The 23,087-nt window shown below is 72.5% G+C and carries 22 protein-coding genes; 8 read left to right on the top strand and 14 right to left on the bottom strand.

The annotated features are described in order from the left end of the window. Both ACSLTV_RS21790 and ACSLTV_RS21785 read right to left on the bottom strand, forming a co-directional pair. The coding region (locus tag ACSLTV_RS21790) for a hypothetical protein (RefSeq protein ID WP_435612688.1) at positions 1-327 on the bottom strand (327 nt) is incomplete at its 3' end. Next, on the bottom strand, positions 320-4,183 hold the full coding sequence (locus ACSLTV_RS21785; RefSeq protein WP_435612687.1) for a polymorphic toxin-type HINT domain-containing protein: 3,864 nt from the start codon (positions 4,181-4,183) through the stop codon (positions 320-322). The genes ACSLTV_RS21790 and ACSLTV_RS21785, both read right to left, overlap by 8 nt. Before the next feature lie 229 nt (positions 4,184-4,412). Between ACSLTV_RS21785 and ACSLTV_RS21780 the strand changes: the two genes are divergently transcribed. After that, on the top strand, positions 4,413-4,823 hold the full coding sequence (locus ACSLTV_RS21780; protein WP_435612686.1) for a hypothetical protein: 411 nt from the start codon (positions 4,413-4,415) through the stop codon (positions 4,821-4,823). A gap of 40 nt (positions 4,824-4,863) precedes the next feature. Here ACSLTV_RS21780 and ACSLTV_RS21775 read toward each other — a convergent pair whose 3' ends face one another. Both ACSLTV_RS21775 and ACSLTV_RS21770 read right to left on the bottom strand, forming a co-directional pair. Continuing rightward, positions 4,864-5,460 carry a TetR family transcriptional regulator gene (locus tag ACSLTV_RS21775; RefSeq protein WP_432137520.1) on the bottom strand — a complete coding sequence of 199 codons (597 nt, stop codon included), beginning with the start codon at positions 5,458-5,460 and terminating at the stop codon, positions 4,864-4,866. Between the two features lie 24 nt (positions 5,461-5,484). After that, positions 5,485-6,513, bottom strand: a complete 1,029-nt coding sequence (locus ACSLTV_RS21770) for an aldo/keto reductase (protein ID WP_435612685.1) — start codon at positions 6,511-6,513, stop codon at positions 5,485-5,487. A gap of 251 nt (positions 6,514-6,764) precedes the next feature. On the opposite strand from ACSLTV_RS21770, the gene ACSLTV_RS21765 reads away from it, so the two are divergent. Next, a complete protein-coding gene (locus ACSLTV_RS21765) occupies positions 6,765-7,718 on the top strand; it encodes an FG-GAP repeat domain-containing protein (protein ID WP_432157122.1) in 954 nt (317 codons plus the stop codon). Positions 7,719-7,871: 153 nt separating this feature from the next. Here ACSLTV_RS21765 and ACSLTV_RS21760 read toward each other — a convergent pair whose 3' ends face one another. The 4 genes from ACSLTV_RS21760 to ACSLTV_RS21745 all read right to left on the bottom strand — a co-directional run bounded on the left by ACSLTV_RS21760 (position 7,872) and on the right by ACSLTV_RS21745 (position 11,002). Then, entirely contained in the window at positions 7,872-8,288 is a 417-nt protein-coding gene (locus ACSLTV_RS21760) for a Fur family transcriptional regulator (RefSeq protein WP_432137517.1), read from the bottom strand. Between the two features lie 70 nt (positions 8,289-8,358). Next, positions 8,359-9,261: a metal ABC transporter permease gene (locus tag ACSLTV_RS21755; RefSeq protein ID WP_435612684.1), complete on the bottom strand. Its 903-nt coding sequence runs from the start codon at positions 9,259-9,261 to the stop codon at positions 8,359-8,361. Next, positions 9,261-10,028, bottom strand: a complete 768-nt coding sequence (locus ACSLTV_RS21750; RefSeq protein WP_435612683.1) for a metal ABC transporter ATP-binding protein — start codon at positions 10,026-10,028, stop codon at positions 9,261-9,263. The genes ACSLTV_RS21755 and ACSLTV_RS21750 overlap by 1 nt, the downstream gene beginning before the upstream one ends. Before the next feature lie 20 nt (positions 10,029-10,048). Next, positions 10,049-11,002, bottom strand: a complete 954-nt coding sequence (locus tag ACSLTV_RS21745; RefSeq protein WP_435612682.1) for a metal ABC transporter substrate-binding protein — start codon at positions 11,000-11,002, stop codon at positions 10,049-10,051. A gap of 152 nt (positions 11,003-11,154) precedes the next feature. On the opposite strand from ACSLTV_RS21745, the gene ACSLTV_RS21740 reads away from it, so the two are divergent. Next, on the top strand, positions 11,155-12,537 hold the full coding sequence (locus ACSLTV_RS21740; protein WP_432137513.1) for a glycine--tRNA ligase: 1,383 nt from the start codon (positions 11,155-11,157) through the stop codon (positions 12,535-12,537). A 127-nt stretch (positions 12,538-12,664) separates the two neighbouring features. On the opposite strand, the gene ACSLTV_RS21735 is transcribed toward ACSLTV_RS21740, so the two are convergent. The 3 genes from ACSLTV_RS21735 to recO all read right to left on the bottom strand — a co-directional run bounded on the left by ACSLTV_RS21735 (position 12,665) and on the right by recO (position 14,718). Beyond that, on the bottom strand, positions 12,665-13,024 hold the full coding sequence (locus tag ACSLTV_RS21735) for a hypothetical protein (protein WP_432137512.1): 360 nt from the start codon (positions 13,022-13,024) through the stop codon (positions 12,665-12,667). Positions 13,025-13,068: 44 nt separating this feature from the next. Beyond that, entirely contained in the window at positions 13,069-13,902 is an 834-nt protein-coding gene (locus ACSLTV_RS21730; RefSeq protein WP_432137511.1) for an isoprenyl transferase, read from the bottom strand. Between the two features lie 69 nt (positions 13,903-13,971). After that, positions 13,972-14,718, bottom strand: coding sequence for a DNA repair protein RecO (recO, locus tag ACSLTV_RS21725; protein WP_432137510.1), 747 nt, complete (start codon positions 14,716-14,718; stop codon positions 13,972-13,974). An 82-nt stretch (positions 14,719-14,800) separates the two neighbouring features. On the opposite strand from recO, the gene ACSLTV_RS21720 reads away from it, so the two are divergent. Both ACSLTV_RS21720 and ACSLTV_RS21715 read left to right on the top strand, forming a co-directional pair. Continuing rightward, the gene (locus ACSLTV_RS21720) at positions 14,801-16,282 is read left to right on the top strand and encodes an MFS transporter (protein ID WP_435612681.1); all 1,482 of its coding nucleotides are present in this window, start codon (positions 14,801-14,803) and stop codon (positions 16,280-16,282) included. 45 nt (positions 16,283-16,327) lie between these two features. Further along, positions 16,328-16,915 carry a hypothetical protein gene (locus ACSLTV_RS21715; protein WP_432137508.1) on the top strand — a complete coding sequence of 196 codons (588 nt, stop codon included), beginning with the start codon at positions 16,328-16,330 and terminating at the stop codon, positions 16,913-16,915. Positions 16,916-17,063: 148 nt separating this feature from the next. Here ACSLTV_RS21715 and ACSLTV_RS21710 read toward each other — a convergent pair whose 3' ends face one another. After that, positions 17,064-17,516, bottom strand: coding sequence for a protein-tyrosine phosphatase family protein (locus ACSLTV_RS21710; RefSeq protein WP_435612680.1), 453 nt, complete (start codon positions 17,514-17,516; stop codon positions 17,064-17,066). A gap of 135 nt (positions 17,517-17,651) precedes the next feature. Here ACSLTV_RS21710 and ACSLTV_RS21705 point away from each other — a divergent pair, with 135 nt between their 5' ends. From ACSLTV_RS21705 to ACSLTV_RS21695, 3 genes are read left to right on the top strand one after another with little or no spacing between them, the layout of a single operon-like run. Then, the gene (locus ACSLTV_RS21705) at positions 17,652-18,179 is read left to right on the top strand and encodes a SigE family RNA polymerase sigma factor (protein ID WP_432137506.1); all 528 of its coding nucleotides are present in this window, start codon (positions 17,652-17,654) and stop codon (positions 18,177-18,179) included. Then, positions 18,176-19,150 carry a hypothetical protein gene (locus ACSLTV_RS21700; RefSeq protein WP_432137505.1) on the top strand — a complete coding sequence of 325 codons (975 nt, stop codon included), beginning with the start codon at positions 18,176-18,178 and terminating at the stop codon, positions 19,148-19,150. Before ACSLTV_RS21705 ends, ACSLTV_RS21700 begins: the two co-directional genes overlap by 4 nt. A 14-nt stretch (positions 19,151-19,164) precedes the next feature. Continuing rightward, complete coding sequence (locus ACSLTV_RS21695) at positions 19,165-20,091, top strand: dihydrodipicolinate synthase family protein (protein ID WP_432137504.1); 927 nt, start codon at positions 19,165-19,167, stop codon at positions 20,089-20,091. 100 nt (positions 20,092-20,191) lie between these two features. On the opposite strand, the gene ACSLTV_RS21690 is transcribed toward ACSLTV_RS21695, so the two are convergent. Both ACSLTV_RS21690 and leuA read right to left on the bottom strand, forming a co-directional pair. Beyond that, a complete protein-coding gene (locus tag ACSLTV_RS21690) occupies positions 20,192-20,890 on the bottom strand; it encodes a TerB family tellurite resistance protein (RefSeq protein WP_432137503.1) in 699 nt (232 codons plus the stop codon). A 171-nt stretch (positions 20,891-21,061) separates the two neighbouring features. Next, positions 21,062-22,783, bottom strand: coding sequence for a 2-isopropylmalate synthase (gene leuA / locus ACSLTV_RS21685; protein ID WP_432137502.1), 1,722 nt, complete (start codon positions 22,781-22,783; stop codon positions 21,062-21,064). Positions 22,784-23,087 lie beyond the last annotated feature (304 nt).

Raw genomic sequence — 23,087 nt, 5'->3', positions numbered from 1 at the left:
TGACGCCAAGGCCCGCACCAGCCGGTCCAGTGCCGCCGTGTAGCGGCGGTACTCGTCCAGAAGGGCGGCGTCCTCGTCCTGCCGGGGCCGGATCTCCTCCAGGTCCCGGCGCAGGGAGCCCAGCTTGCGCACCAGGGCGTCGGTCTCCGGCACGCGTGCGGCTTCCAGGCGTCCGTCGTACACCTGGGTGGCGTACCCGGCGATGTGACCGTCCAGGTCCAGGAGCACGGAGTTCCAGTCGCGGAGCTCCTCCAGGGCCGGGTAGTCCGGGTAGGGCATCGCCCGGAACGCCACGAAGGCCTCGCGGAACTCGGCCGACTCAGTCATGCCAGGTCACGATCTTTCCGTCCTTGGTGTAGATGCCTTCGCCGCCGAACAGGCCACCCCTGATCTTCCATCCCATCTCGCCGTTGTTGAGCTTCCAGGGGACGCGGTCCTCCGGCTTGGTCTTGTTCCAGAGGTCCTTCGCCTCCTTGGTGTACTCGGCGAGGGTCCGGCCCTTGCCGTGCTTGTCGAGGTGGTACTTGGCGGTCTCCTCGAGGCTGCCGAACGTCGCCTTGTCCCAGTCCTCCAGTGCCTTGGCGTCCTCGCCGCAGAATCCCTTGCCGGCGTTGTGCACCAGGACCGGGGTGTTCCCGGCGAGCACATAGTAGGTGTGGAGTTCGTCGACCGTCAGGTTGTGGACCCGCTGCTCGGCGGCGGTCCACGCCTCGGTCCCCGTGACGTCCGTGTGCTCGCCCGTGTCCGTGCGCAGCCGCATGCCGGGCCGCAGGTCACCGGCGTCGACCCAGGCTGCGTCGACCGCGCCGTCGCCAACCCGGAACGGATGCCCCGCGGTGGCGACCACCGTCCCGCCGGACCGGTCGCCCGACCCGTGGACGCCGACGCCGACGAGGCTCTTCGTGCCCTCCCCGACGATGGTGTTCACCACCGGCTCGGCCGCCGTACGGCCGGACAGCGGATCGGTGGCGAGGACCCGGTCCCCGACGCGCACCTCTTCGATCGGCCGGGTGGTGCGGTCCGCCATGAGGACGCGCGTGCCCGGCACGAAGCTGTTGCACGGGGTCTTGCGGAGCACCTTCAGCCGCAGGGCGTGCAGCGCCAGCCCCTCGAAGCAGGACCCGTCCGGCTTGGTGAGGCACTTCTCGATCTCCTCGGCACCCACGTACCAGGCGATCAGGCGGTCGAGGTACGTGGTGGTGATGCACCCCATGCCGCCGGCGCCGTCCGCCCCGCAGACCAGCAGCGTCTCGCCGGGCTTGAGGTCACCGTTCGCCAGGGCGTCGTGCCGGTAGGAGACCAGCCGCTTCTCCAGGGCCCTGCGCAGTTCCTTGTCGGACAGCGGCTTGCTGGGGTCGGGGGTCTCCTGCTGGATCTGCGCCTTGAGTTCCTCGACCAGCTTGTCGGCGGCGATCTTCAGGGCCTCCGACGACGCCCTGGCCGCCGCGGCGGAGTCCTTGCCCGCCTGCTGCGCTGAGAGCCGCGCCTGGTAGGCCGACGTGCCGGCCTGCGCGGAGTAGCCGGAGGCGACCGTGGCGGAGTGCTGGGCGCTCGCCGCCGAGCGGGCCGCCGACTGGGCCGCCTGCTGGGCCGAGGCGGCCGCCTTCCTGGCCGTCTTCGCCGAGTCGGCGGCGCGGGCCGCGTCCTGGGCCGCCTGGTCCGCCGAGGCGTCGGCCTGCCGGGCGTAGGTGTCCGCCTCCTTGGCCGACGCGTCGGCCCTTTCCGCCCACAGGACTGCGTTCTCGGCGTCCTTGCGCGCGTTCGCGGCCACTTTCTGCGCTTCGGCGGCGTCCTTCTGGGCGAGCGACGCCGAGGTGTAGGCAGCCTGGAGCAGGACGCTGACCTCGGCGATGTGGGCGGCCGCGTTCGCGTCGCGCTGGCGCGCCTTGTACAGGCCGACCTCCAGGAAGGGGCGCAGCGCGGTCGGCGGGCCGGACAGTGCGGCCTGCGCGGCGGCCTGGACCTCGGGGCCGCCGGTGGCGAGGGCCTGGGTGACGGCGACCCGGTCGTCGTCCTGCTGCGCCTCGTAGCGGCCGACCTCCAGGAAGTGGGCCACGTCGTCGGCGGTGCCGTCGAGTGCCTTGCTCGCGGCGGCCCGTACGCCCGGACCGCCCTCGGCGGCGATCTTCGCCACGGCGACGCGGTCGTCGTCCTCCTTGCCCGGGTAGGCGCGGGTACGCAGCCACTCGCGCACCTGGGCGATCGGCTGGTCCAGGACCTCCAGGGCGGCCTGCCGCTGCGCGGGGATCGCGGTGGTCTGCGCGATGTGCGCCACGCCGGCCCGGTCGTCCTGCTCCATGGCCACGGCAAGGGTGGTGCTCACGAATTCGGCGACGTCCGCGTCGGTGCCCGACAGGGCGATCTCCGCGGCGTCCTTCACCCAGGTCCCGGCGGTGTCCAGCAGGTTGACGGCGGCCTGCCGGCCCTTGGCGGCCGTGACCGCGGGGTCGGTGGCGGCCTCGGCCTCCTGCAGCAACTGCTGCGTCTCGGTGTCGAGTTGCTGGCGACGGCCGAACTCGTACTCGGCGGCGGCGACGCGGGCGTCGTAGGCCCTGGCGGCCTCCTCGGCCGCGAGCACCGCCTCGTCCTGCTGCTGGGCGAGCCGCTCCGCGTCGGCCTTGCGGGCCAACTGGACGACGGTCGCGGCCTGGTCGGCCGCTGCCGTCGCCTTGTCCGCCGCCGTGCTCGCCGCGTTCGCCGCCTCGGTGGAGGCGGCGGCGGCGTCGACGGCCTTGCCGGCCTCGTCCGCCGCCTTGTCGGCGGCGGCCGCCGCGGCCCTGGCGTGCACGGCGGCGCTGTTGGCCGCGTCGCGCGACTGCCGGGCGGCCGTGGCGGCCTGGTTGGCGTTCACCTGCGCGGCGTTGGCCGCGCGCGTGGCCTGGCCGGCCAGCCGCTTGGCGCGGGCCGCAGCGGCGACGGCCTCGTCGCTCTTGGCGCCCGCCTCACCGGCCCAGCGGCCCGCGTCGGCGGCGGCGGCCGCGGCAGCGGCGGCGTTGGCACCGGCACTGGCCGCGGCGGATGCCGCCTTCGCGGCGTTGTCGGCGGCGATGCCCGCCTGGTCGGCGGCGTCGGCCGCCTTCTCCGCCCCGTCGGCGGCGTCGCGGGCCTTCTGCGCGGCCTCGCGGGCCTGCTTGGCCCGGGTGGCGTCACCGGCCGCGGCAGCGGCGGCGGACCTGGCCGAGGAGGCGGCGCCACCGGCGCGGCTGGCGGCATAGGCGGCCTGCGCGGCGGCGGTCGCGGCCACCCGTGCGGTGGCGTTGGCCGCGGCGGCCGCCGCCACCGCCGTGCGGGCCGACTGGGCCGCCCGGTCGGCGGCGGCAGCGGCGCGGGACGCGGCCGCCGCGGCCTTGCCGGCCGAGTCCTTGGCCGCCAGGGCCTCCTGGGCCGCGACCTGGGCCGCCGCCTTGGCGGCCTCGGTGGCCTGCTGGGCCTTGGCGGCCTCCTCCTTGGCGGTCTCGGTCAGCTGACGCGCCTGCTTCTGCGCGGCGTCGGCGAGTGCGGCCAGCTGGGTGACGGTGAGCAGCTCCTGGTCGCGGGCCGCCGCCACCTGCCAGCCGTCGTCGAGGAACTCCTGGACGTCCTCGGCCGTGCCGTTCATGGCCTGCTCGGCGAGCTTGCGCACGTTCGGGCCGCCGGAGTACATCAGCTGCAGGACGCGGACCCGGTTGTCGTCCTCACGGGCCCGGTACTGGCCGTCGCGCAGGAACGTGATCACGTCGTCCGTCGTGCCGTCCAGCGCGGCGCTGCCCGCGCGCTTCACGCCCGGACCGCCGAAGGCCATGAGCTGGCCGGCCTGGACGCGCAGGTCCTCCTCGTAGGCCGGGGCGAAGGTGTCGTCGAGGAACGTCCGCAGTTCCTCCTCGCCGCCGCCGAGGGCGGTGTCGGCGGCCTTCCGGACAGCCGGTCCGCCGATGGCCATGAGCTGGGCGACCTGCACCCGCAGGTCGTCCACCTCCAGCTTCGGCAGGTCGGTGCTCATGAAGGCCTGGATGTCCGCGTCCGAGCCGGTCAGTGCCGCCGCGGCGGCCCCCCGTACGCCCGGGCCCCCGTACTCCCACGCCTCCAGTACGTCGGATCTGTAGTAGACCCATGTCTCGCCCTCGGCCGCCGCCGGCCGCAGGTCGACGCCCAGGACCATCACCAGGGCCGTCAGTATCGCCGCGAATCCGCGCCATCCCGGCACGGTCCGCAACCTGGCATTCAACGCTCTACTCCCCCAAGGTCGATCGACCACAGAAAAAGCCCGCTCATCCGCGGGCTCGGCACGGTCGGTTTTTGCCACGACCCTACCGCCCGACCGGTGACAATGGATCATTTCCAGCCATCAACTGGCTTGATAACGGCTGCGGTTGTCACGACCGCAGCCGGTCAGGGAACAGAGGGGCTGTCCGCCTGCCGGATCACTCCCGCCGGTGTACGGCGTGCACGGCAACGCCCCGCTCGACGTCCTCGGGCTGCGGCCCTGGGCGGGAACCGCCTCCGGGGAGCCCGGCCGTGCGGTGGCCGGCGAGAGCGCCGGTGCGGGCGCCGGCCCGTGGTGGCTGGCCCCCTCCCGGGCCGGGGACATCATGGGGTTCCGTGCATCCCGTACCGCCCACCGGCGCGGAGGGTTGTCCGTTCCGGCAACGAGCGCGTCAGCCGGACGGCTCCACCGCACCGGCACGGCAGCACGGGCGCGCCGCGCCAGACACGTCCGTCTGATCACGTTGCCCGACAGCGACCGCGCCGAAGCCTTCGCGCTCGTCGGGGACCTGACGCAGCGCTGGGAGGCGATCTGCTGGGACGACGTGAACGACAGGCTGGAACAGGGGCCGGACGCCTGAGAGCCGGGGCGGGCCCGCGATCCCGGAGCCTCCTCCAGCCCTACCGGGCGGCGCGCAGCCCCCGGATCACCAGGTCCACGAGAGCGTCGAACTCCGCTTCGACGCCGGGGAGTTGCCACTCGCGGGCGTAGCACGGGTCGTGGAAGCGGCCGGTGGCCTGGAAGAGGGCGCGGGCCGAGACGGCCGGGTCCGGGGCGGCGAAGGTGCCGTCGGCGTTGCCGGCCCGGATGATGTCGGCGAGCTGGCCGGTCAGGTCGGCGACGTGGTCGCCGACCGCGAGGCCGTTCTCCTCGACGAGGACCATGTAGGTGGCGAACAGCTCCGGGTCGTCGCCCGCCTTGTGCCGCTTGGCCTCGAACAGCGTCGCCAGCCAGTTCCGCAGCCGGGTCGCGGGGTCCACGTCGTCGTCGGCGGCGACCGCCGCCAGGCGCTCCGTCGTACGGTCCAGCCAGCGCTTGGACACCGCCTCGCGCAGCGCCGCCTTCGTACGGAAGTGGCGGTAGACGCTGCCGTGGCTGACGCCGAGCGCGCGGGCCACGTCGACCACGGTCGCCTTCGCCGGGCCGTGGCGGCGCAGCACCTCCTCGGTCGCTTCGAGGATGCGCTCGGCGGTCAGGGTCTCGGTGGTCGCTGCCATACCTAGACGGTACCCGGCCGGATGTCAGCGTTCGCTGTCGAGCATCGCCATCTGCGCCGCGGCATAGCGGGTGCCCGCGGCGGCGTCGGCCGGCACGGCGCCCTCGATGGCGGCGAGGTCCGCCGCGTCCAGGGTCACGTCCAGGGCACCCAGCGACTCGGCGAGGCGCTCACGGGTGCGCGCGCCGACGAGCGGCACGATGGCCGTGTCGTACCGCGGGCCCCGGGAGAGCACCCAGGCGATGGCGATCTGCGCGACCGTCGCGCCCTTCTCCTCGGCGATCTTCCGCAGGGACTCCACCAGGCCGAGGTTGTGCCGGTAGTTGTCGCCCTGGAAGCGGGGGGTGTGGGCGCGCCAGTCGTCGGCCGCGAACCGCCGGTCCGGCGTGTAGTGCCCGGAGATCAGCCCGCGCGAGAGGACGCCGTACGCAGTGATGCCGATGCCCAGTTCACGGACGGCCGGCAGGATCTCCCGCTCGATGCCGCGCGAGATGAGCGCGTACTCGATCTGCAGGTCGGCGATCGGGGCGGTGGCGGCGGCCCGGCGGATGGTGTCGGCTCCGACCTCGCTCAGGCCGATGTGCCGTACGTAACCCTGTTCGACCAGTTCCGCGACGGCGCCGACCGTCTCCTCGATCGGCACCTGCGGGTCGAGGCGGGAGGGCCGGTAGACGTCGATGTGGTCGACGCCGAGGCGCTGCAGCGAGTAGGCGGCGAAGGTCTTCACCGAGGCGGGCCGGCCGTCGAAGCCGAGCCAGCTGCCGTCCGGGCCGCGCAACGCCCCGAACTTCACGCTGAGCAGGGCGTTCTCACGGAGGGCCGGGGGTGCGGTGCGCAGTGCCTCGGCGATCAGGAGTTCGTTGTGGCCCATGCCGTAGAAGTCGCCGGTGTCCAGCAGGGTCACGCCCGCCTCCAGGGCGGCGTGCACCGTGGCGAGCGACTCGGCGCGGTCCGCGGCACCGTACATGCCGGACATGCCCATGCAGCCGAGACCGAGGGGGAAGACGTCGGGGCCGGTGGTGCCGAGGGTGCGGGGAGTGTGCGTCGTCGTCATGGCACCCAGCCTCGCACGACGAATGACAGATTTCAATATCTGTCATTCAATACTTGTCCGACCGCCTGCCGCCCTACCACCGACACCCGGCAGCCCAAAAGGTTGTACGCACCTCCGTTGCACCTTCGTCCCGCTTCTGCACCGCTTTCTATACCGAACATAAATCCAATTGACATGTAAAGGACACGTGCAGGGATGATGGGGCATCAGTGGATCTTGCCGGTCGCCTCCCGGCCGCGGATCCGTTCCTCATGACTCTGGAGACCCACGTGGCCAAAAGCTCCGGCACGCGCGTGCGTCAGACCCTGGCGCGCGTCACGGCTGCGGCGCTCACCGCCGCTCTCGCGGCGACCGGCACCAGCGCCTTCGCCGCCGACGACAGCGGGCCCACCTTCAAGCCCCTGAAGCCCTCGGCGTCTGCATCGCACAAGAGCACGTTCACCGGTTCGACGGCAGGCACCGCGGCCGAGGACGCACAGATCAACGCCCTTTACGGCGTGGACAACAACGGTGACCTGTACGCCTATGTGCCCAACGGCACGGGTGGACTGGAGGCCCGGGAATACGCCGGCAAGGGCTGGCAGGACACCCCCATCCTCACCCAGGCCGACCACGACAACGACGGCTGGGCGGACGGCCTCTGGCACGTCACCTACGGCGACCTGTACAGCTACCGGGACGTGGACCTCACCCACGTCAAGGTCGGCTGGGGCTACGACATCTACGACAAGCTCTTCTCCGCCGGTGACGTCGGCGGCGCCGCCGCGGACGACCTGCTCGCCCGGGACAAGAGCGGTGTGCTGTGGCTGTACCTCGGCTACGGCGACGGCCGGGTGACCTCGCGCATCAAGATCGGCGCCGGCTGGAACGCCTACACCCAGATCACCGGCAAGGGCGACCTGACCAACGACGGCCACGACGACATCGTCGCCCGCGACAAGTACGGCGTGCTGTGGCTCTACCAGGGCACCGGCAGCTACAAGGCGCCGTTCAAGCCGCGCACGAAGATCGGCGCCGGCTGGAACATGTTCAACTACCTGATCTCCGTCGGTGACATCGACCTCGACGGCACCACCGACCTGGTCGCGCGGGACACGGCCGGCGCGCTGTGGCTGTACAAGGGCACCGGCTCGGCCGCCGCCCCGTACAAGCCCCGCGTGCAGATCGGCACCGGCGGCTGGAACACCTACCGCGTGATGTTCTGATCCGTCTGGTGATCCACCCGGTGATCCGCTTGGCGGCCTGACCCGCCTGGCGATCTGATCCGCCTGAGGCTCCGGTCGCCCGCCTCACCGGCACGGACGACGCAGCGGGCCGCTCCCTCCCGGGGGGCGGCCCGCTCTGCTGTCGGCGCGCGTTCAGCCCGCGGCGGCGGCGCACTCCGCGCACGTACCGAAGATCTCCACGGTGTGCGCCACGTTGACGTACCCGTGCTCCGCGGCGATGGCCTCCGCCCACTTCTCGACGGCCGGGCCCTCGACCTCGACCGCCCTGCCGCAGGAGCGGCAGACGAGGTGGTGGTGGTGTTCGCCGGTGGAACAGCGGCGGTAGACGGACTCGCCGTCGGAGGTGCGCAGGACGTCGACCTCGCCGGCGTCGGCGAGGGACTGCAGGGTGCGGTACACCGTGGTCAGACCGACCGAGTCGCCCTTGTGCTTGAGCATGTCGTGGAGTTCCTGCGCGCTGCGGAACTCCTCGACCTCGTCGAGCGCCGCCGCCACGGCGGCGCGCTGCCGGGTGGCGCGGCCCTTCACGGGCGGTCCAGCGGTGGTCACCGGTTGTCCTCCTTGATGGCTCGCGCGTCAGCGCCTGCCGGGCCATTGTGCCAGCCCGGACCGGGCGCGGTCAGACGCCGATCCCGTCCCCGGCCTCGCGCGTGGCCGGAATCGCGCACTCCATGGGGTCCGGTTCGGGCCGCTCGGCGGCGAGTGCCCGGGCGCGGCGCCGGGCCAGCGGGGCGGCCAGCGCGGTCAGCGCGACGAAGGCTCCGATGGTCAGCAGCACGATCGTCGCACCGGGCGGGACGTCCTGGTAGTAGGAGGTGACGGTGCCGCCGAGGGTCACGCTCACGCCGATCGCGACGGCGATGGCGAAGGTGGCGGCGAAGCTGCGGCTGAGCTGCTGCGCGGCGGCCACCGGGACCACCATCAGCGCCGACACCAGCAGCAGTCCGACCACGCGCATCGCGACGGTGACCGTCACGGCGGCCGTGACCGCGACCAGCAGGTTCAGGGCGCGCACCGGCAGGCCGGTGACCCGGGCGAACTCCTCGTCCTGGCTGACCGCGAAGAGCTGCCGGCGCAGGCAGAGGGTGACCACCACGACGAAACCGGCGAGCAGGCAGATCGCCGTGACGTCCGACTCGGAGACCGTGGACAGGGATCCGAACAGGTACGACGTCAGGTTGGCGTTGGAGCCGCCCGGCGCGAGGTTGGTGAACATCACGCCGCCCGCCATGCCGCCGTAGAAGAGCATGGCGAGGGCGATGTCGCCGCGGGTCCTGCCGTACCAGCGGATCAGCTCCATGAGGACCGCGCCGCAGACGGAGACCAGGGTGGCCATCCACACCGGTGACCAGGAGAGCAGGAAGCCGAGGCCGACGCCGGTCATGGCGACGTGGCCGATTCCGTCGCCCATCAGGGCCTGGCGGCGCTGGACCAGGTAGATGCCGATGGCGGGGGCGGTGACGCCGACCAGCACGGCGGCGAGCAGCGCCCGCTGCATGAAGGGGTAGTCGAGGAATTCCATCAGCTCAGCAGTCCCGTGCGGATCGGTTCGGTGCCCGCCGGCGCGTGCGGGTGGACGTGGTCGTGGCCGGGCAGGGCGTGCTGGCCGACGGCCTGCGGGGGCGGTCCGTCGTGGGTCACACAGCCGTCGCGCAGGACGACCGCGCGGTCGATCAGGGGCTCCAGCGGGCCGAGTTCGTGCAGCACCAGCAGGACGGTCGCGCCCCGGGAGACCTGTTCGCGCAGCGTGCGGGCGAGGACCTCCTGACTGGCCAGGTCGACGCCGGCCATAGGCTCGTCCATGATCAGCAGTTCGGGTGCGGCGGCGAGGGCGCGGGCGATGAGCACGCGCTGGTGCTGGCCGCCGGAGAGGGCGTTGACGGAGTCCTTGGCCCGGTCGGCCATGCCGACCAGGTCCAGGGCGCGGCGTACGGCCTCCTGGTCGGTCCTGCGGAAGAGGCCGAAGCGGGTGCGGGAGAGCCGGCCCGAGGAGACGATCTCGGCGACCGAGGCGGGGACCCCGCCCGCGGCGGTGGTGCGCTGCGGGACGTAGCCGACGCGTGCCCAGTCGCGGAAGCGGTGCCGCTCGGTGCCGAACAACTCGATCCGCCCGGCGGTGACCGGGACCTGGCCGATGACGCTGCGCACGGCCGTCGACTTGCCGGAGCCGTTGGCGCCGAGCAGCGCGACGACCTCTCCGCGGTGCACGGTGAGGTCGATGCCGCGCAGGACGGGGCGCGCGCCCAGTTCCGCGCGGACGCCGCGCAGGGATATGACGGGCTCGGTCATGCCGCCCTCCATTGAAGTGGTCACTTGGCTCCCAGGGCCGATTTCAGGGCCGTGAGGTTGGCGTCCATGACCGCGAAGTAGTCCTGGCCCCGGGACTTCTCGGTGATGCCCTCGACCGGGTCGAGGACGTCGGTCTTCAGGCCCGCGTCCTTGGCGAGGGTCTTGGCGGTCTTGCCGGACACCAGTGTCTCGTAGAAGACGGTGGTGACGCCGTCTGCCCTGGCCTCGCCCTGCAGTTCGCGGATCCGGGCGGGGCTGGGCTCGCTCTCCGGGTCGAGGCCGGAGATGGCCTCCTGGGTCAGACCGTAGCGTTCGGCGAGGTAGCCGAAGGCGGCGTGGCTGGTGAAGAAGACCTTGGTCCTGGTGTTCCGCAGGCCGTCGGCGAACCGGGTGTCGAGGTCGCCGAGCTGCTTGACCAGGGTCTCGGTGTTCTTCCGGTAGTCGGCGGCGTGGTCGGGGTCGGCCTTCTCGAAGGCCTTGCCGACGCCTTCGGCGACCTCGGCGTACTTCACCGGGTCGAGCCAGAGGTGCGGGTCGCGGGCGTGCTCGTCGCCGCCCTCGGACTCCCCGCCGCCGTGGTCGTGCCCGTCCCCGGTGCCGAGGTCCTCGAGAGTGGTGAGCTTCGCCGCGTCGATCTTCGTGGGGGTGCCGGCCTGCCGCACCGCGTCGTCGACGGCCGGCTGGAGGCCCGCGAGGTAGAGGGCCGCGTCGGCCTCCTCCAGCTGGGCCCGCTGCCGGGCGCTGACGTCCAGGTCGTGCGGTTCGGTGCCGGGCTCGGTGAGGCTGGTGACATGCACGTGGTCGCCGCCGATCCGCTCGGCGAGGAAGGCCATGGGGTAGAACGACGCGACGACGTCGAACTTGCCCGTGTCGCCCGCGGCGGCGCTCTCGGTGGAGCAGGCGGTGAGGGTCGTGGCGCCGAGGACGGTGGCCAGGGTCGCCGCCACGGGTATGAGGTGTCGTCGTGCGTTCATGACAGTCATTTTCAACAAAGATGGAAACCGTTGTCAACAATGCGGTATCCGGGGACCGATTTGGTTGAGGGGGAGCCCCCGCCGGTACCCTGAAGCATTCGCTGTGAAGCGCATCTCGCTTCGTCGCCCGTCGTCGTAATGAAGAGAGCACCGTGGCCGCCGACAAGATCGACACCATCGTCAGCCTGAGCAAGCGCCGTGGCTTCGTTTTCCCCTGCAGTGAGATCTACGGCGGCCAGCGCGCCGCCTGGGACTACGGGCCGCTGGGTGTCGAGCTCAAGGAGAACATCAAGCGCCAGTGGTGGCGTTACATGGTGACGTCGCGCGAGGACGTGGTCGGTATCGACTCGTCCGTCATCCTGGCCTCCGAGGTGTGGGTCGCCTCCGGTCACGTCGCCACCTTCACCGACCCGCTGACCGAGTGCACCTCCTGCCACAAGCGGTTCCGCGCGGACCACCTGGAGGAGGCGTACGAGGAGAAGAAGGGCCGCGCCCCGGAGAACGGCCTCGCCGACGTCAACTGCCCCAACTGCGGCAACAAGGGCCAGTTCACCGAGCCCAAGCAGTTCTCCGGCCTGCTGTCGACGCACCTCGGCCCGACCCAGGACACCGGCTCCATCGCCTACCTGCGTCCCGAGACCGCCCAGGGCATCTTCACCAACTTCGCCCAGGTGCAGACCACTTCGCGTCGCAAGCCGCCGTTCGGCATCGCCCAGATGGGCAAGTCGTTCCGCAACGAGATCACGCCGGGCAACTTCATCTTCCGCACCCGCGAGTTCGAGCAGATGGAGATGGAGTTCTTCGTCAAGCCGGGCGAGGACGAGAAGTGGCAGGAGTACTGGATGGAGCAGCGCTGGAACTGGTACACCGGCCTGGGCCTGCGCACTGAGAACATGCGGTGGTACGAGCACCCGAAGGAGAAGCTCTCCCACTACTCCAAGCGCACCGCCGACATCGAGTACCGCTTCCAGTTCGGCGGCAGCGAGTGGGGCGAGCTGGAGGGCGTCGCCAACCGCACCGACTACGACCTCGGCGCGCACTCCAAGGCCTCCGGCCAGGACCTCTCCTACTTCGACCAGGAGGCCGGGGAGCGCTGGACACCGTACGTCATCGAGCCCGCGGCCGGTGTCGGCCGCGCCATGCTCGCCTTCCTGCTCGACGCCTACATCGAGGACGAGGCGCCCAACGCCAAGGGCAAGATGGAGAAGCGCACGGTGCTGCGCCTCGACCACCGCCTGGCCCCGGTGAAGGTCGCCGTGCTCCCCCTGTCGAGGAACCCGGAGCTTTCCCCGAAGGCCAAGGGCCTCGCCCAGGCGCTGCGCCAGCACTGGAACATCGAGTTCGACGACGCCGGCGCCATCGGCCGCCGCTACCGCCGCCAGGACGAGATCGGCACGCCGTACTGCGTGACGGTCGACTTCGACACCCTGGACGACAACGCGGTGACGGTCCGCGAGCGCGACACCATGAAGCAGGAGCGGGTCTCCCTGGACCAGATCGAGGGCTACCTGGCCTCGCGCCTGATCGGCTGCTGACCCCGGCGGCAGAGCCGCCTGGAAGTCGCGCGCCCCTCGCCCGTCTCGCTCGGGTGAGGGGCGCGCTGTGTCGTCGCCGGGCGGCGCCCTGTGCCGTCGTCGGGGGGCGCGCTGTCGTCGAGCGAGGTCAGCCCGCGGTCATGTCCCGGTTGTAGCAGGAGTACGAGCCGTCGTCCTCGCGGCCGACACTGTCGTACGACCAGCAGTGCAGCATCGGCGCGAGGGTCCACATCCGCAGGGCGACGATCACCACGAGCAGCACCATGCCGATCCGTCCGGCCGTACTGCGCCACCCCGCGCACGCCAGCCCCGCCACGCCGGCCGGCGCCGCGAGCACCAGCATCCAGACGACGACCGGCGCCCTGTTCTCGCGCAGCCCGGGGAAGGTCTCCATCTCGATGGTGCCGGCGTGGCTGAACAGCGCCAGGCACACGGCGAACAGCAGCGACACGACCGCCAGGCAGCCGCGGAACCCGGGAGACGACACCGCTGCGGCGTCCGCGGGATCGCGTTCCCGCACCACCGGCTCGCTCAGGGCTGCTTCCCCTCCATGGCGAGCAGTTCCTCGTTGGGGACGGCACCGCCGAAGCGGCGGTCGCGGGAGGCGAACTCGACGCAGGCCCGCCACAGGTCACGGCGGTCGAAGTCCGGCCACAGCACGTCCTGGAACACCATCTCGGCGTAGGCGCTCTGCCAGAGCAGGTAGTTGGAGGTGCGCTGCTCGCCGCTGGGCCGCAGGAACAGGTCGACGTCCGGCATGTCCGGGTAGTACATGTACTTCTGCAGGGTCTTCTCGGTGACCTTCGCCGGGTCGAGCCGGCCCGCCTTCACGTCCTCGGCGAGCGCCTTCGCCGCGTCGGCGATCTCGGCACGGCCGCCGTAGTTCATGCAGAAGTAGAGGGTGAGCCGGTCGTTGTCCTTGGTCTGCTCCTGGGCGACCTGGAGCTCCTTGGCGACGGACTTCCACAGCTTGGGCATCCGCCCCACCCAGCGCACCCGGATGCCGAGTTCGTCGAGCTGGTCACGGGTCTTGCGGATGAAGTCGCGGTTGAAGTTCATCAGGAAGCGCACCTCTTCGGGCGAACGCTTCCAGTTCTCGGTGGAGAAGGCGTAGAGGGAGATGGCGCCGACGCCGATCTCGACCGCGCCCTGCAGGACGTCGAGGACCCGCTCGGCACCCACCTTGTGCCCCTCGGTGCGCGGCAGCCCGCGCTCCTTGGCCCAGCGGCCGTTCCCGTCCATGACGATGGCCACGTGCTTGGGGACCAGCTCACCGGGGAGCTTCGGCGCGCGGGCACCCGACGGGTGCGGCTCCGGCGCCTTGTACTCCCGGCGCTGCCGCCCCAGAAACCCGCGTACGACCATGGTGCTCTCGTCTCCTCTTCCGGTCTTGCCCTACGGCTTCGGCCCAGATCCTGGCTCAGGTCTCGGCACCTACTTCTCCACGTACCGCAGCGAGCGCAGTCCGCGTTCCAGGTGCCAGTGCAGATAGGCGGAGACCAGGCCGCTCCCCTCCCGCACGTACCGCGGCTCGCACGCGTCCGCGGTCTCCCAGTCTCCCGTGAGCAGCGCCCCCAGGAGGACCAGGGTCTGCGGCGACGGTACGACACTCCCGGGCACCCGGCAGTCGGCGCAGACCGAGCCGCCGGAGGCCACGGAGAAGAACCGGTTCGGGCCGGGCATTCCGCACTTCGCGCAGTCGTCGAAACTGGGCGCGTACCCGTTGACGGCGAGCGACCGCAGCAGGAAGGCGTCCAGGACGAGGTGCGGGGCGTGCTCGCCGCGGGCCAGGGTGCGCAACGCGCCGACGAGCAGCAGGTACTGCTGGACGGCGGGCTCGCCCTCGTGGTCGGTGAACCGCTCCGCGGTCTCCAGCATGGCCGTGCCGGCGGTGTACCGGGCGTAGTCGGCCACGATCCCTCCGCCGTACGGCGCGATCGTCTCGCTCTGCGTGCACAGCGGCAGCCCGCGCCCCACCAGCTCGCCGCCGCGCGCGAAGAACTGCACGTCGACGTGGGAGAAGGGCTCCAGCCGGGCGCCGAACTTGGACTTGGTGCGCCGCACGCCCCGCGCCACGGCGCGCACCCGGCCGTGGCCGCGGGTGAGCAGCGTGATGATCCGGTCCGCCTCACCCAGCTTCTGGGTGCGCAGCACGATGCCGTCGTCGCGGAACAGACTCATGTGGCCCATTCTCGCCTACGCGCGAGGGGTCCCGTGCGGCAGCCACTACGATCGCCCGGTCCGTGAGGGAAGGTGGCTGGATGTGACGGGGCGGGCGGCACGTGGCGGAGGCCGTGGCGGGCGGCGGGGGCTGGGGCGTGACTTCGGGTGGCTGTGGGGCGCGTACTCGGTCAGCGCGGTGGGGACGTGGCTGGCGTTCGACTCGTTCCCGCTGATCGCGGTACTGGTGCTGGACGTGGGTCCGGCCCAGCTGGCCGCGCTGGCGGCCGTCGGGCCCGCGGTGGGGGCGCTGGCGGCGGTGCCGCTCGCGCCGTGGGTGGAGTTCCGCCGCAAGCGGCCGGTGATGATCGCGGCGGACCTGGTGCGGTGCGCGGCGCTGCTGAGCGTCCCGGCGGCCTACGCGCTCGGTGTGCTGGGGCTCGGCCAGCTGCTGCTGGTGACGGTGGTCGTGGCGTCCGCCGACATCACCTTCAGCGCGGCGAGCGGGGCGTTCCTGAAGGCGCTGCTGCCCCGCGAGGACCTGCTCGCCGCCGGCGCCCGCTTCGAGGCGACCGCCTGGACGTCGACCATGCTGGGCCCGCCGCTGGGCGGCTTCGCGATGGGCGTGCTCGGCCCGGTGACGACGGTGACGGCGAACGCGGTGAGCTATCTGCTGTCCGCCCTGGGGCTGCGGGCGATCGGAGGCGGGGCGGAACGGGCGGTCGCGGGCGGGGCGGCACGAGCGGTCGGGGGCGGGGCGGAACGAGCGATGGTGCGCGGGGCGGGAGGAGAGGCGGCTACGGCTGGTGGTCACGGGGGGCGTGAGGGCGAGGGGCAGGCGGGCCGCGCGGGCAGCGGGTACGAGGTCGGTGCGGGCAGCGGGCACGAGGGCCACCGTGGGGACCGTGCGGCCGGTCGTCGGGAGCGTATCGGCGGCGGAGAGCTGCTGGAGGGTTGGCGGTGTCTGCTGAGCCACCCGGTGCTGCGGCCCCTGTTCCTGAACGGTGTACTGGTCAACGGGCTGATCATGGCCGCCTCACCACCGCTGGCCCTGCTGATGCTCGGGCCGCTCGGCTTCTCGCCCTGGCAGTACGGTCTCGCGTTCGCCCTCCCGTGCGCCGGCGGGCTGCTCGGCTCCCGGCTGGCCCGGCGGCTGCCCGAGCGGTACGGGCGGCGCCGGGTGCTGCTGGCGGCGGGGACCCTGCGGGCGTGCTGGTCGCTGGGGCTGGTCCTGGTGCGGCCGGGGGCGAGCGGCCTGGCGCTGGTGATGGCCGTGCAGTTCGCGCTGATCACCTGCATGGGCGTCTACAACCCCCTGCTGGCGACGGCCCGCCTGGAGCTGGCCCCGACCGACCGGACCACCCGCGTGCTGGCGGCGTGGTCGGTGAGCAGCAAGGCGGCGATCGCGGCGCTGACGGCCCTGTGGGGGCTGCTGGCCGGTCTGACGGGCCCGCGGGCCGCGCTCGCCCTGTCGGGGGCGCTGCTGCTGGCCACCCCGCTGCTGCTGGCCCCGGTCCGCCGTGACCCGTCGGCCCTGCTCCCGACCGCGGCGCCGGCCGCCGAGGCCGTGCGGGCATCTGAGTAGGACAGCTCATGGTGCCGCCGGCACCATCCGGGAGACCATCGGAGGATGACGATGATCAACGCGGTACGACGGGGCCTGCTGCCGGTGGCGGCGCCGGCCCTGCTGGCCCTGCTGGTGACGGGGTGCGGCGCGGAACGGGCGGACGACGACACCGGCGCGCGAGCGCCCGGCGGGGCGGTTTCCGCACGGCCGTCGGCGTCCGGCGCCCCTGCGGACGTCACCTGCCCCGGCGAGACCCCGACCCCGACACCGACCGCCACGGTCGAGGACCCGGCGATGCACCCGCCCGGCGACCACTACGCCGAGAACCACGGCTTCATGAACCCCCTCCCCCTGCGCGGCCAGGCCCGCTGTGCCGGTCTCGCGGCGGCGGCCCGGATCGAGGAGGCCCTCGAACCGCTGCGCACGAGCGGCGACTTCGACCCGGCGCACACCCGGGCCGCGCTGACCCGCCTCGGCTACGACGACGCGGGACTGCGGGTGTACCCCTCCGGGCCGACCGCCGTCGGCTTCCTCATCGACGACTCCGGGATGTGCCTGGAGGGCGCCATGAACCGCGAGGCCACGAGGACCGACGCCTTCGGCGGCTACCCCGACCACACCGGCTGCGACCGGCCGAGCGGCGGCCACTGACCACGTCCCGCCATCACCGTCCCCGGCCCCCACCCGGCTCTCACCCGACCCCGCCCAGACCTCATCCGGCGCTGGTCAGGCAGGCTCCCGCCGCTCACCCGCCATTCCCCGCCACTCCCTCGCCGCTCACCCGGCACTCCCTCGGCGCTCACCCGGCCGACGGGAACCGTCGCACGTACCGCCGCTGCCATGGGGTCTCCACCGCGCGCCGGTCGTAGTGGCGCCGCACGAAGGCCACGGCCTCCTCGGGCGGCACCCCGTCGAGGACCGCGAGGCAGGCCAGGGCGGTGCCCGTGCGGCCGCGGCCGCCGCCGCAGGCGATCTCGACCCGCTCGTCGGCGCAGCGCCGCCACGCCTCGCGCAGCACCGCCGGGGCCCGGTCGCGCTCGGCCGGCAGCCGGAAGTCGGGCCAGCGCAGCCAGTGGGCGTCCCAGGGCAGGGCGGGGGGCGGCCTGCCGAGCAGGTACACGCCGTAGGCCGGGAGGGGGGCCGCCGGATCGAGCGGGCGGCGCAGCCCCCGGCCCCGCACCAGCCGCCCGGAGGGCAGCCTCAGCACCCCGGGCTCCCCCGCCCGCCAGCCCGTCGCCGTCTCGTCGGTCACGGACCCATTCGACCGGTGACCGGGAGGCGACGACAACCGGTTCCGCCCGTCCGCCCCGCTCTCGAAAGGAATTCCGCGTCCCGGGCAACCCGTTCGTCCCACGCGGTGGTCTGGAGGGCGAGGAGGGGGTGCTGGATGCACGACGGGCTGGAAGGCCAGTTCCAGGAGTTCGTCAGGGCGCGGTGGTCGCGGCTGGTGCGGACCGCCTATCTGCTGACGGGCGACGTCCATGACGCCGAGGACCTGACGCAGACCGCGCTGGCGAAGGCCTACCGGTCCTGGCGGCGGGTGGCGCGGACCGACAACCCGGAGGCGTACGTCCGGCGGATGCTGGTCAGCTGCAACAGCGACCGCTTCCGCAAGCGGCGGGTCAGGGAGTCGCTGACCGACGCGCCGCCGGAGGTGGCGTCGCGGGACGAGGGGCAGCGCAGGGTCGACGAGCGCGGCACGCTGCTCGCCGCCCTGGCCGGACTTCCGCCCAGGCAGCGGGCCGTGGTGGTACTGCGCTACTGGGAGGACCTCTCCGAGGCGGAGGTGGCCGAGGTGCTCGGCTGCTCCGCGGGCACGGTCAAGAGCCAGGCCTCCAAGGGGCTGGCGAAGCTGCGCGCGTTCCCGGGGCTGGCCCCGGCCGTGAGCGCGTCCGGGCAGGGAGGTGGACGGTGAGCGAGACACCCGACGAGGTGCGGCAGACCGAGGACCGGGGCGACGACTTCGAGGAGCGGCTGCGGGAGTTGCTCACCGAGGACGCGTACGCGATCCAGCCCTCGCCGGCGCCGTATCCGGCGATCCGGCGGCGCGGTGTGGTGGAGCGGCGCCGCAGGACGGCGGTGGCCGGCGCGGCGCTGGCCGCGCTGGCCGTGCTGCCGGTGGGGGCGTACGCCATGGCCGGGGGGAACGGGGGACGGGGCGCTGACACGGCGGCATCGATGCCGTCGGTCAGCGCCCCGCAGACCTCGGCCGGGACCACTGCGGGGACCCCGGCCGGGACGGCGTCGGCGGACCCGTCCGAACCGCAACGCCCCGCGACTGAAGGTCAGTTGCTGGACGGCGTCACCTTCGAGCAGGCGGCCGGGGACCTGGAGAAGTGCCTGGCGAACGACCGGTCCCTCCCGGCACCGAAGGCCGGGACCCGGCCGGACCTGGGCCGGGCCGCCGACTACCGGATCCTGCTGGCCATGCGCGCGACCGGCGACTCCAACACCCCCGGCGACGGCCACTTCGTCGTCGCGGTCCGGGAACGGCCCCAGCAGATCCGGGTGATCTGCACCGTCAAGGACGGCGAGATCACCGGCATGAACACCAGCGGGGGCGGCGCCGCCGGCCCGGACCTGCCGCCGGTCGCGGCGGACATCAACAGCGGGAAGCTGTACCAGCAGTCGTTCCTCGACCGCGGCCACTGGCGGCTGCCGTTCCGCTGGGGGCTCATCGGCACGGTCGAGCCGTCGGTGGCCCGGGTGACCGTCGACTACGGCGACGGCTCCGCCACCGCCGTACTCGACCATGGCTGGTTCGTGGCCACCGGAACGCTCCACCGGCAGGTCACCCTCGCGCCGCACATCAAGGGGTACGACTCCTCGGGCAAGCTGGTCTACGACTCGGACAAGGACAGGACGTACGAGAAGACCCTTCCCTAGGCCCTAGGAGTCCCATGCCGCTCCCCGCCCCGCTCACCGGTGTCGTCCCGCCCGTCTGCACGCCCCTGACACCGGAGGGCGAGGTGGACGTGGAGTCGCTGCTGCGGCTGGTCGACCACCTGGTCGCGGGCGGGGTGGACGGCCTCTTCGTGCTCGGGACGTCGTCGGAGGCGGCGTTCCTCACGGACGCGCAGCGCGCGCTGGTGGTCCGCACGGTCACGGGTCACGTGGCCGGCCGGCTCCCCGTCCTGGCGGGGGCGATCGACATGACGACACCGCGCGTCCGGGAGCACATCGCGTCGGTCGCGGCGGCCGGGGCGGACGCGGTGGTGGTGATCTCGCCGTTCTACGCCCGCGTCGGCCCGGCCGAGACCGCCGCGCACTTCCGGCTGGCCGCGACGGCGAGCCCGGTGCCGGTGCTCGCCTACGACCTGCCGTCCGCCACCGGCGCCAAGCTGCCCGCCGAGGTGGTCCTGGACCTGGCGGCGGAGGGTGTCCTTGCCGGTCTGAAGGACTCCAGCGGCGATCTGGCCGCCTTCCGCGACATCGTCACCGGCACCCGCGGGGTTCCGGCCTTCAGCGTGCTCACCGGCTCCGAACTCCTCGTCGACTGCGCCCTCGCCGCCGGCGCCCACGGCGCGGTGCCCGGCCTCGCCAACGTCGACCCCGTCGGCTACGTCCGCCTGCACCGCCTGTGCCGCGCCGGGGACTGGGCCGCGGCCCGCGCCGAGCAGGAGCGCCTGGCCGCGCTGTACCGCGTCGTCCACGCCGCCTCCCCCGCCCGTATGGGCCCCACCTCGGCCGCCCTGGGCGCCTTCAAGACGGCCCTGCACCTCCTCGGCGTCATCGCCTGCCCGGCCACGGCCGCCCCGCAGATCCCGCTGTCGCGGGAGGAGACGGCACGGGTCCGCACGACCCTGGAGACGGCCGGGCTGCTCTAGGCGCCGAAGCCCGGAGCGGGGCCTGTACTAGTCGGGGCGCGTGACGCCGGTGCTGGTGTGAGGCCGGGTCCAGGGTGCGGTCCGGGACGGAGCGGCGTGGTCAGGACGGAGTGCGGGCCGCTGCTGCCAGGAGGCGGGGGACGTCGTCCGGGTGGATGGTGAGGGCGGTGCCGACGGTGGTGAGGACCTCGCGTTCGGCGGGGGTGTAGGGGCCGTCCGCGAGGGCGATGCGGGCGCCCTGGAGGAGGATCGACTCGCGGCCGATGGCGGCGAGGTGCGGGGCGAGGGGGTCGAGGGCCTCGTGGAGCTCTATGGCCAGGCCGGGCCCGCAGGGCGCGTCGTAGGCGCGGCCGGTGTCGGCGGCCACGGCCTCGACGAGGGTGGCGAGCTGCTCCTCCGTGCAGTCCGGGAAGCCGGCGAGGCGCACCGCGGCCGCGGCGGTCTCCAGAGCGGGGCGGGCGCAGGCGCCGCCGGCGGCGAGGACCGCGAGGGCGACGGTGTGGACGGCGTCGCGCAGCATCGCGGAGAACCGGACCGTCGTCGGGTGGTCGAGGACGTCGGTGCCGAAGTGGCGGCGGCAGGCCGCGCACTCCACGACCGGCCCGGTCTCCCCGCGCGGCAGCACCGGCACACCGAGCAGGGTGAACCGCCGCCGTCCGGTGAGCCGCTGGTAGTTGCGGTCGCCGCCGCAGCCGGGGCAGAAGAACTCCCCGTCGCCCACGGGCGTCCACGCGGTGCGGGTGCCCAGGATGCGCGCATGCCTGGCGGCACGGCCGTCTCGTCCCCGTACTGGCAGCACGTCGCACCTCCGTAACCCCACGGCAACATCGCCGCGCTTGCGTGATGTTAGCCACATCGGGGAGGCGGAGTCATCACCCAGAACGAGACCTCTCCGTGACCTGCACAAGGATTGGCCGGTATCCGGCGGTGCCCCCGCGCCCGCGGGAAGGGCGCGGGGAGCCGCCGGGCGCTAGCGTGCCGCGCGGTTGACGGCGGAGACGACCGCCTTCAGCGAGGCGCGGGTGGTGTTGGCGTCGATGCCGATGCCCCACAGCACCTTGTCGCCGATGGCGCACTCGATGTAGGAGGCGGCCTGCGCGGAGGCGCCCTCGCTCATCGTGTGCTCCTGGTAGTCCAGCAGGCGTACGTCCAGGCCGATGGACTCCAGCGCGTCGAAGAAGGCCGAGATCGGGCCGTTGCCGGAACCGGTCAGCACCGTGTCCTGGCCGTCGACGGTCGCCTCGACGGTGAGGGTGTCCACGCCGTCGGTGTCCGTCGTCGACTGGTTGTTCTTGACCTGGATGCGACCCCAGGGGTTGCCCGGGTTGGGCAGGTACTCGTCCTGGAAGACGGCCCAGATCTCCTTCGGCGTGATCTCGCCGCCCTCGGCGTCCGTCTTGGCCTGGATGATCTTCGAGAACTCGATCTGCATCCGGCGCGGCAGGTCCAGCTTGTGGTCGTTCTTCAGGACGTAGGAGATGCCGCCCTTGCCGGACTGCGAGTTGACGCGGATGACGGCCTCGTAGGAGCGGCCGACGTCCTTGGGGTCGATGGGCAGGTACGGCACGGCCCACTCGATGTCGTCGACGGTGACGCCGCGGGCCGCCGCGTCGGCCTCCATCGCGTCGAAGCCCTTCTTGATGGCGTCCTGGTGGGAGCCGGAGAAGGACGTGTAGACCAGGTCGCCCACGTACGGGTGGCGCGGGTGGACCTCCATCTGGTTGCAGTACTCCCACGTGCGACGGATCTCGTCGATGTCGGAGAAGTCGATCTGCGGGTCGACGCCCTGCGAGAACAGGTTCATGCCCAGGGTGACCAGGTCGACGTTGCCGGTGCGTTCGCCCTGCCCGAACAGGCAGCCCTCGACGCGGTCGGCGCCGGCCATCAGCGCCAGTTCGGCGGCGGCGACGGCGGTGCCGCGGTCGTTGTGCGGGTGGACCGACAGGCAGACGTGCTCGCGGCGGGAGAGGTTGCGGCCCATCCACTCGAAGCGGTCGGCGTGCGTGGACGGCGTGGAACGCTCGACCGTGGCCGGCAGGTTCAGGATGATCTCGCGGCCGGGGCCGGGCTGCCAGACGTCCATGACGGCCTCGCAGACCTCCAGGGCGAAGTCCAGCTCGGTGTCGGTGAAGATCTCGGGGCTGTACTGGTAGCCGAACTCCGTCTCCGGACCCAGCAGCTTCTCGGCGTACTCCATCACCAGGCGGGTGCCGTCGACGGCGATCTGCTTGATGTCGTCCCTGGAGCCGCGGAAGACCACGCGCCGGAAGACCGGGGCGGTCGCGTTGTACAGGTGGACGGTGGCCCGCCTGGCACCCTTCAGCGACTCGACGGTCCGCTCGATCAGGTCCTCGCGGGCCTGGGTCAGCACGGAGATCGTCACGTCGTCCGGGATCGCGCCCTCTTCCTCGATGATCGAGCGCACGAAGTCGAAGTCGGTCTGGCCGGAGGCGGGGAAGCCGACCTCGATCTCCTTGTAGCCCATCTTGACCAGCTGGTCGAACATCCGGCGCTTGCGCTCGGGCGTCATCGGATCGATCAGGGCCTGGTTGCCGTCCCGCAGGTCGGTGGAGAGCCAGCGGGGAGCGGCGGTGATCCGCTGCTCCGGCCAGGTGCGGCCCGGGAGGTCGACCTGCTCGTAGCGGCCGTACTTGTGGATCGGCATGGGGCTGGGCTGCTGGCGGTTGGCCATGATGCTTCGGGCTCCTCAGGGTGTCCGGACGGACGGCCGACGACGCAACGCCAAGCTCCGCGGGGAGGGGGTCGGCCTCGACTACAGGCCCTCGCCGCGGCAGCTAAGGAGAAGCAGCCCGATACGCATGGTGCTCCGCAGCCTAGCGAAGCCGTCCGGTGCGCGCGGGCCTGTATCAGTATGCGGGACCGCGCGGACAAGAGGGGCAAAAAGTGCGTCATACCACTGGAGCCCGGCAACCAGGGGGGCGAGTCGGTCTGTTTCACCAATCATGGTTGCGGGTGGTGACAGTCACGTCACGGAG

Origin of the sequence: Streptomyces sp. bgisy159 (assembly GCF_965341775.1) — a bacterium.
GTDB lineage: Bacteria > Actinomycetota > Actinomycetes > Streptomycetales > Streptomycetaceae > Streptomyces.
The sequence above is the reverse complement of the archived record's forward strand: the minus strand, read 5'-3'. Positions and strand labels throughout refer to the sequence as shown.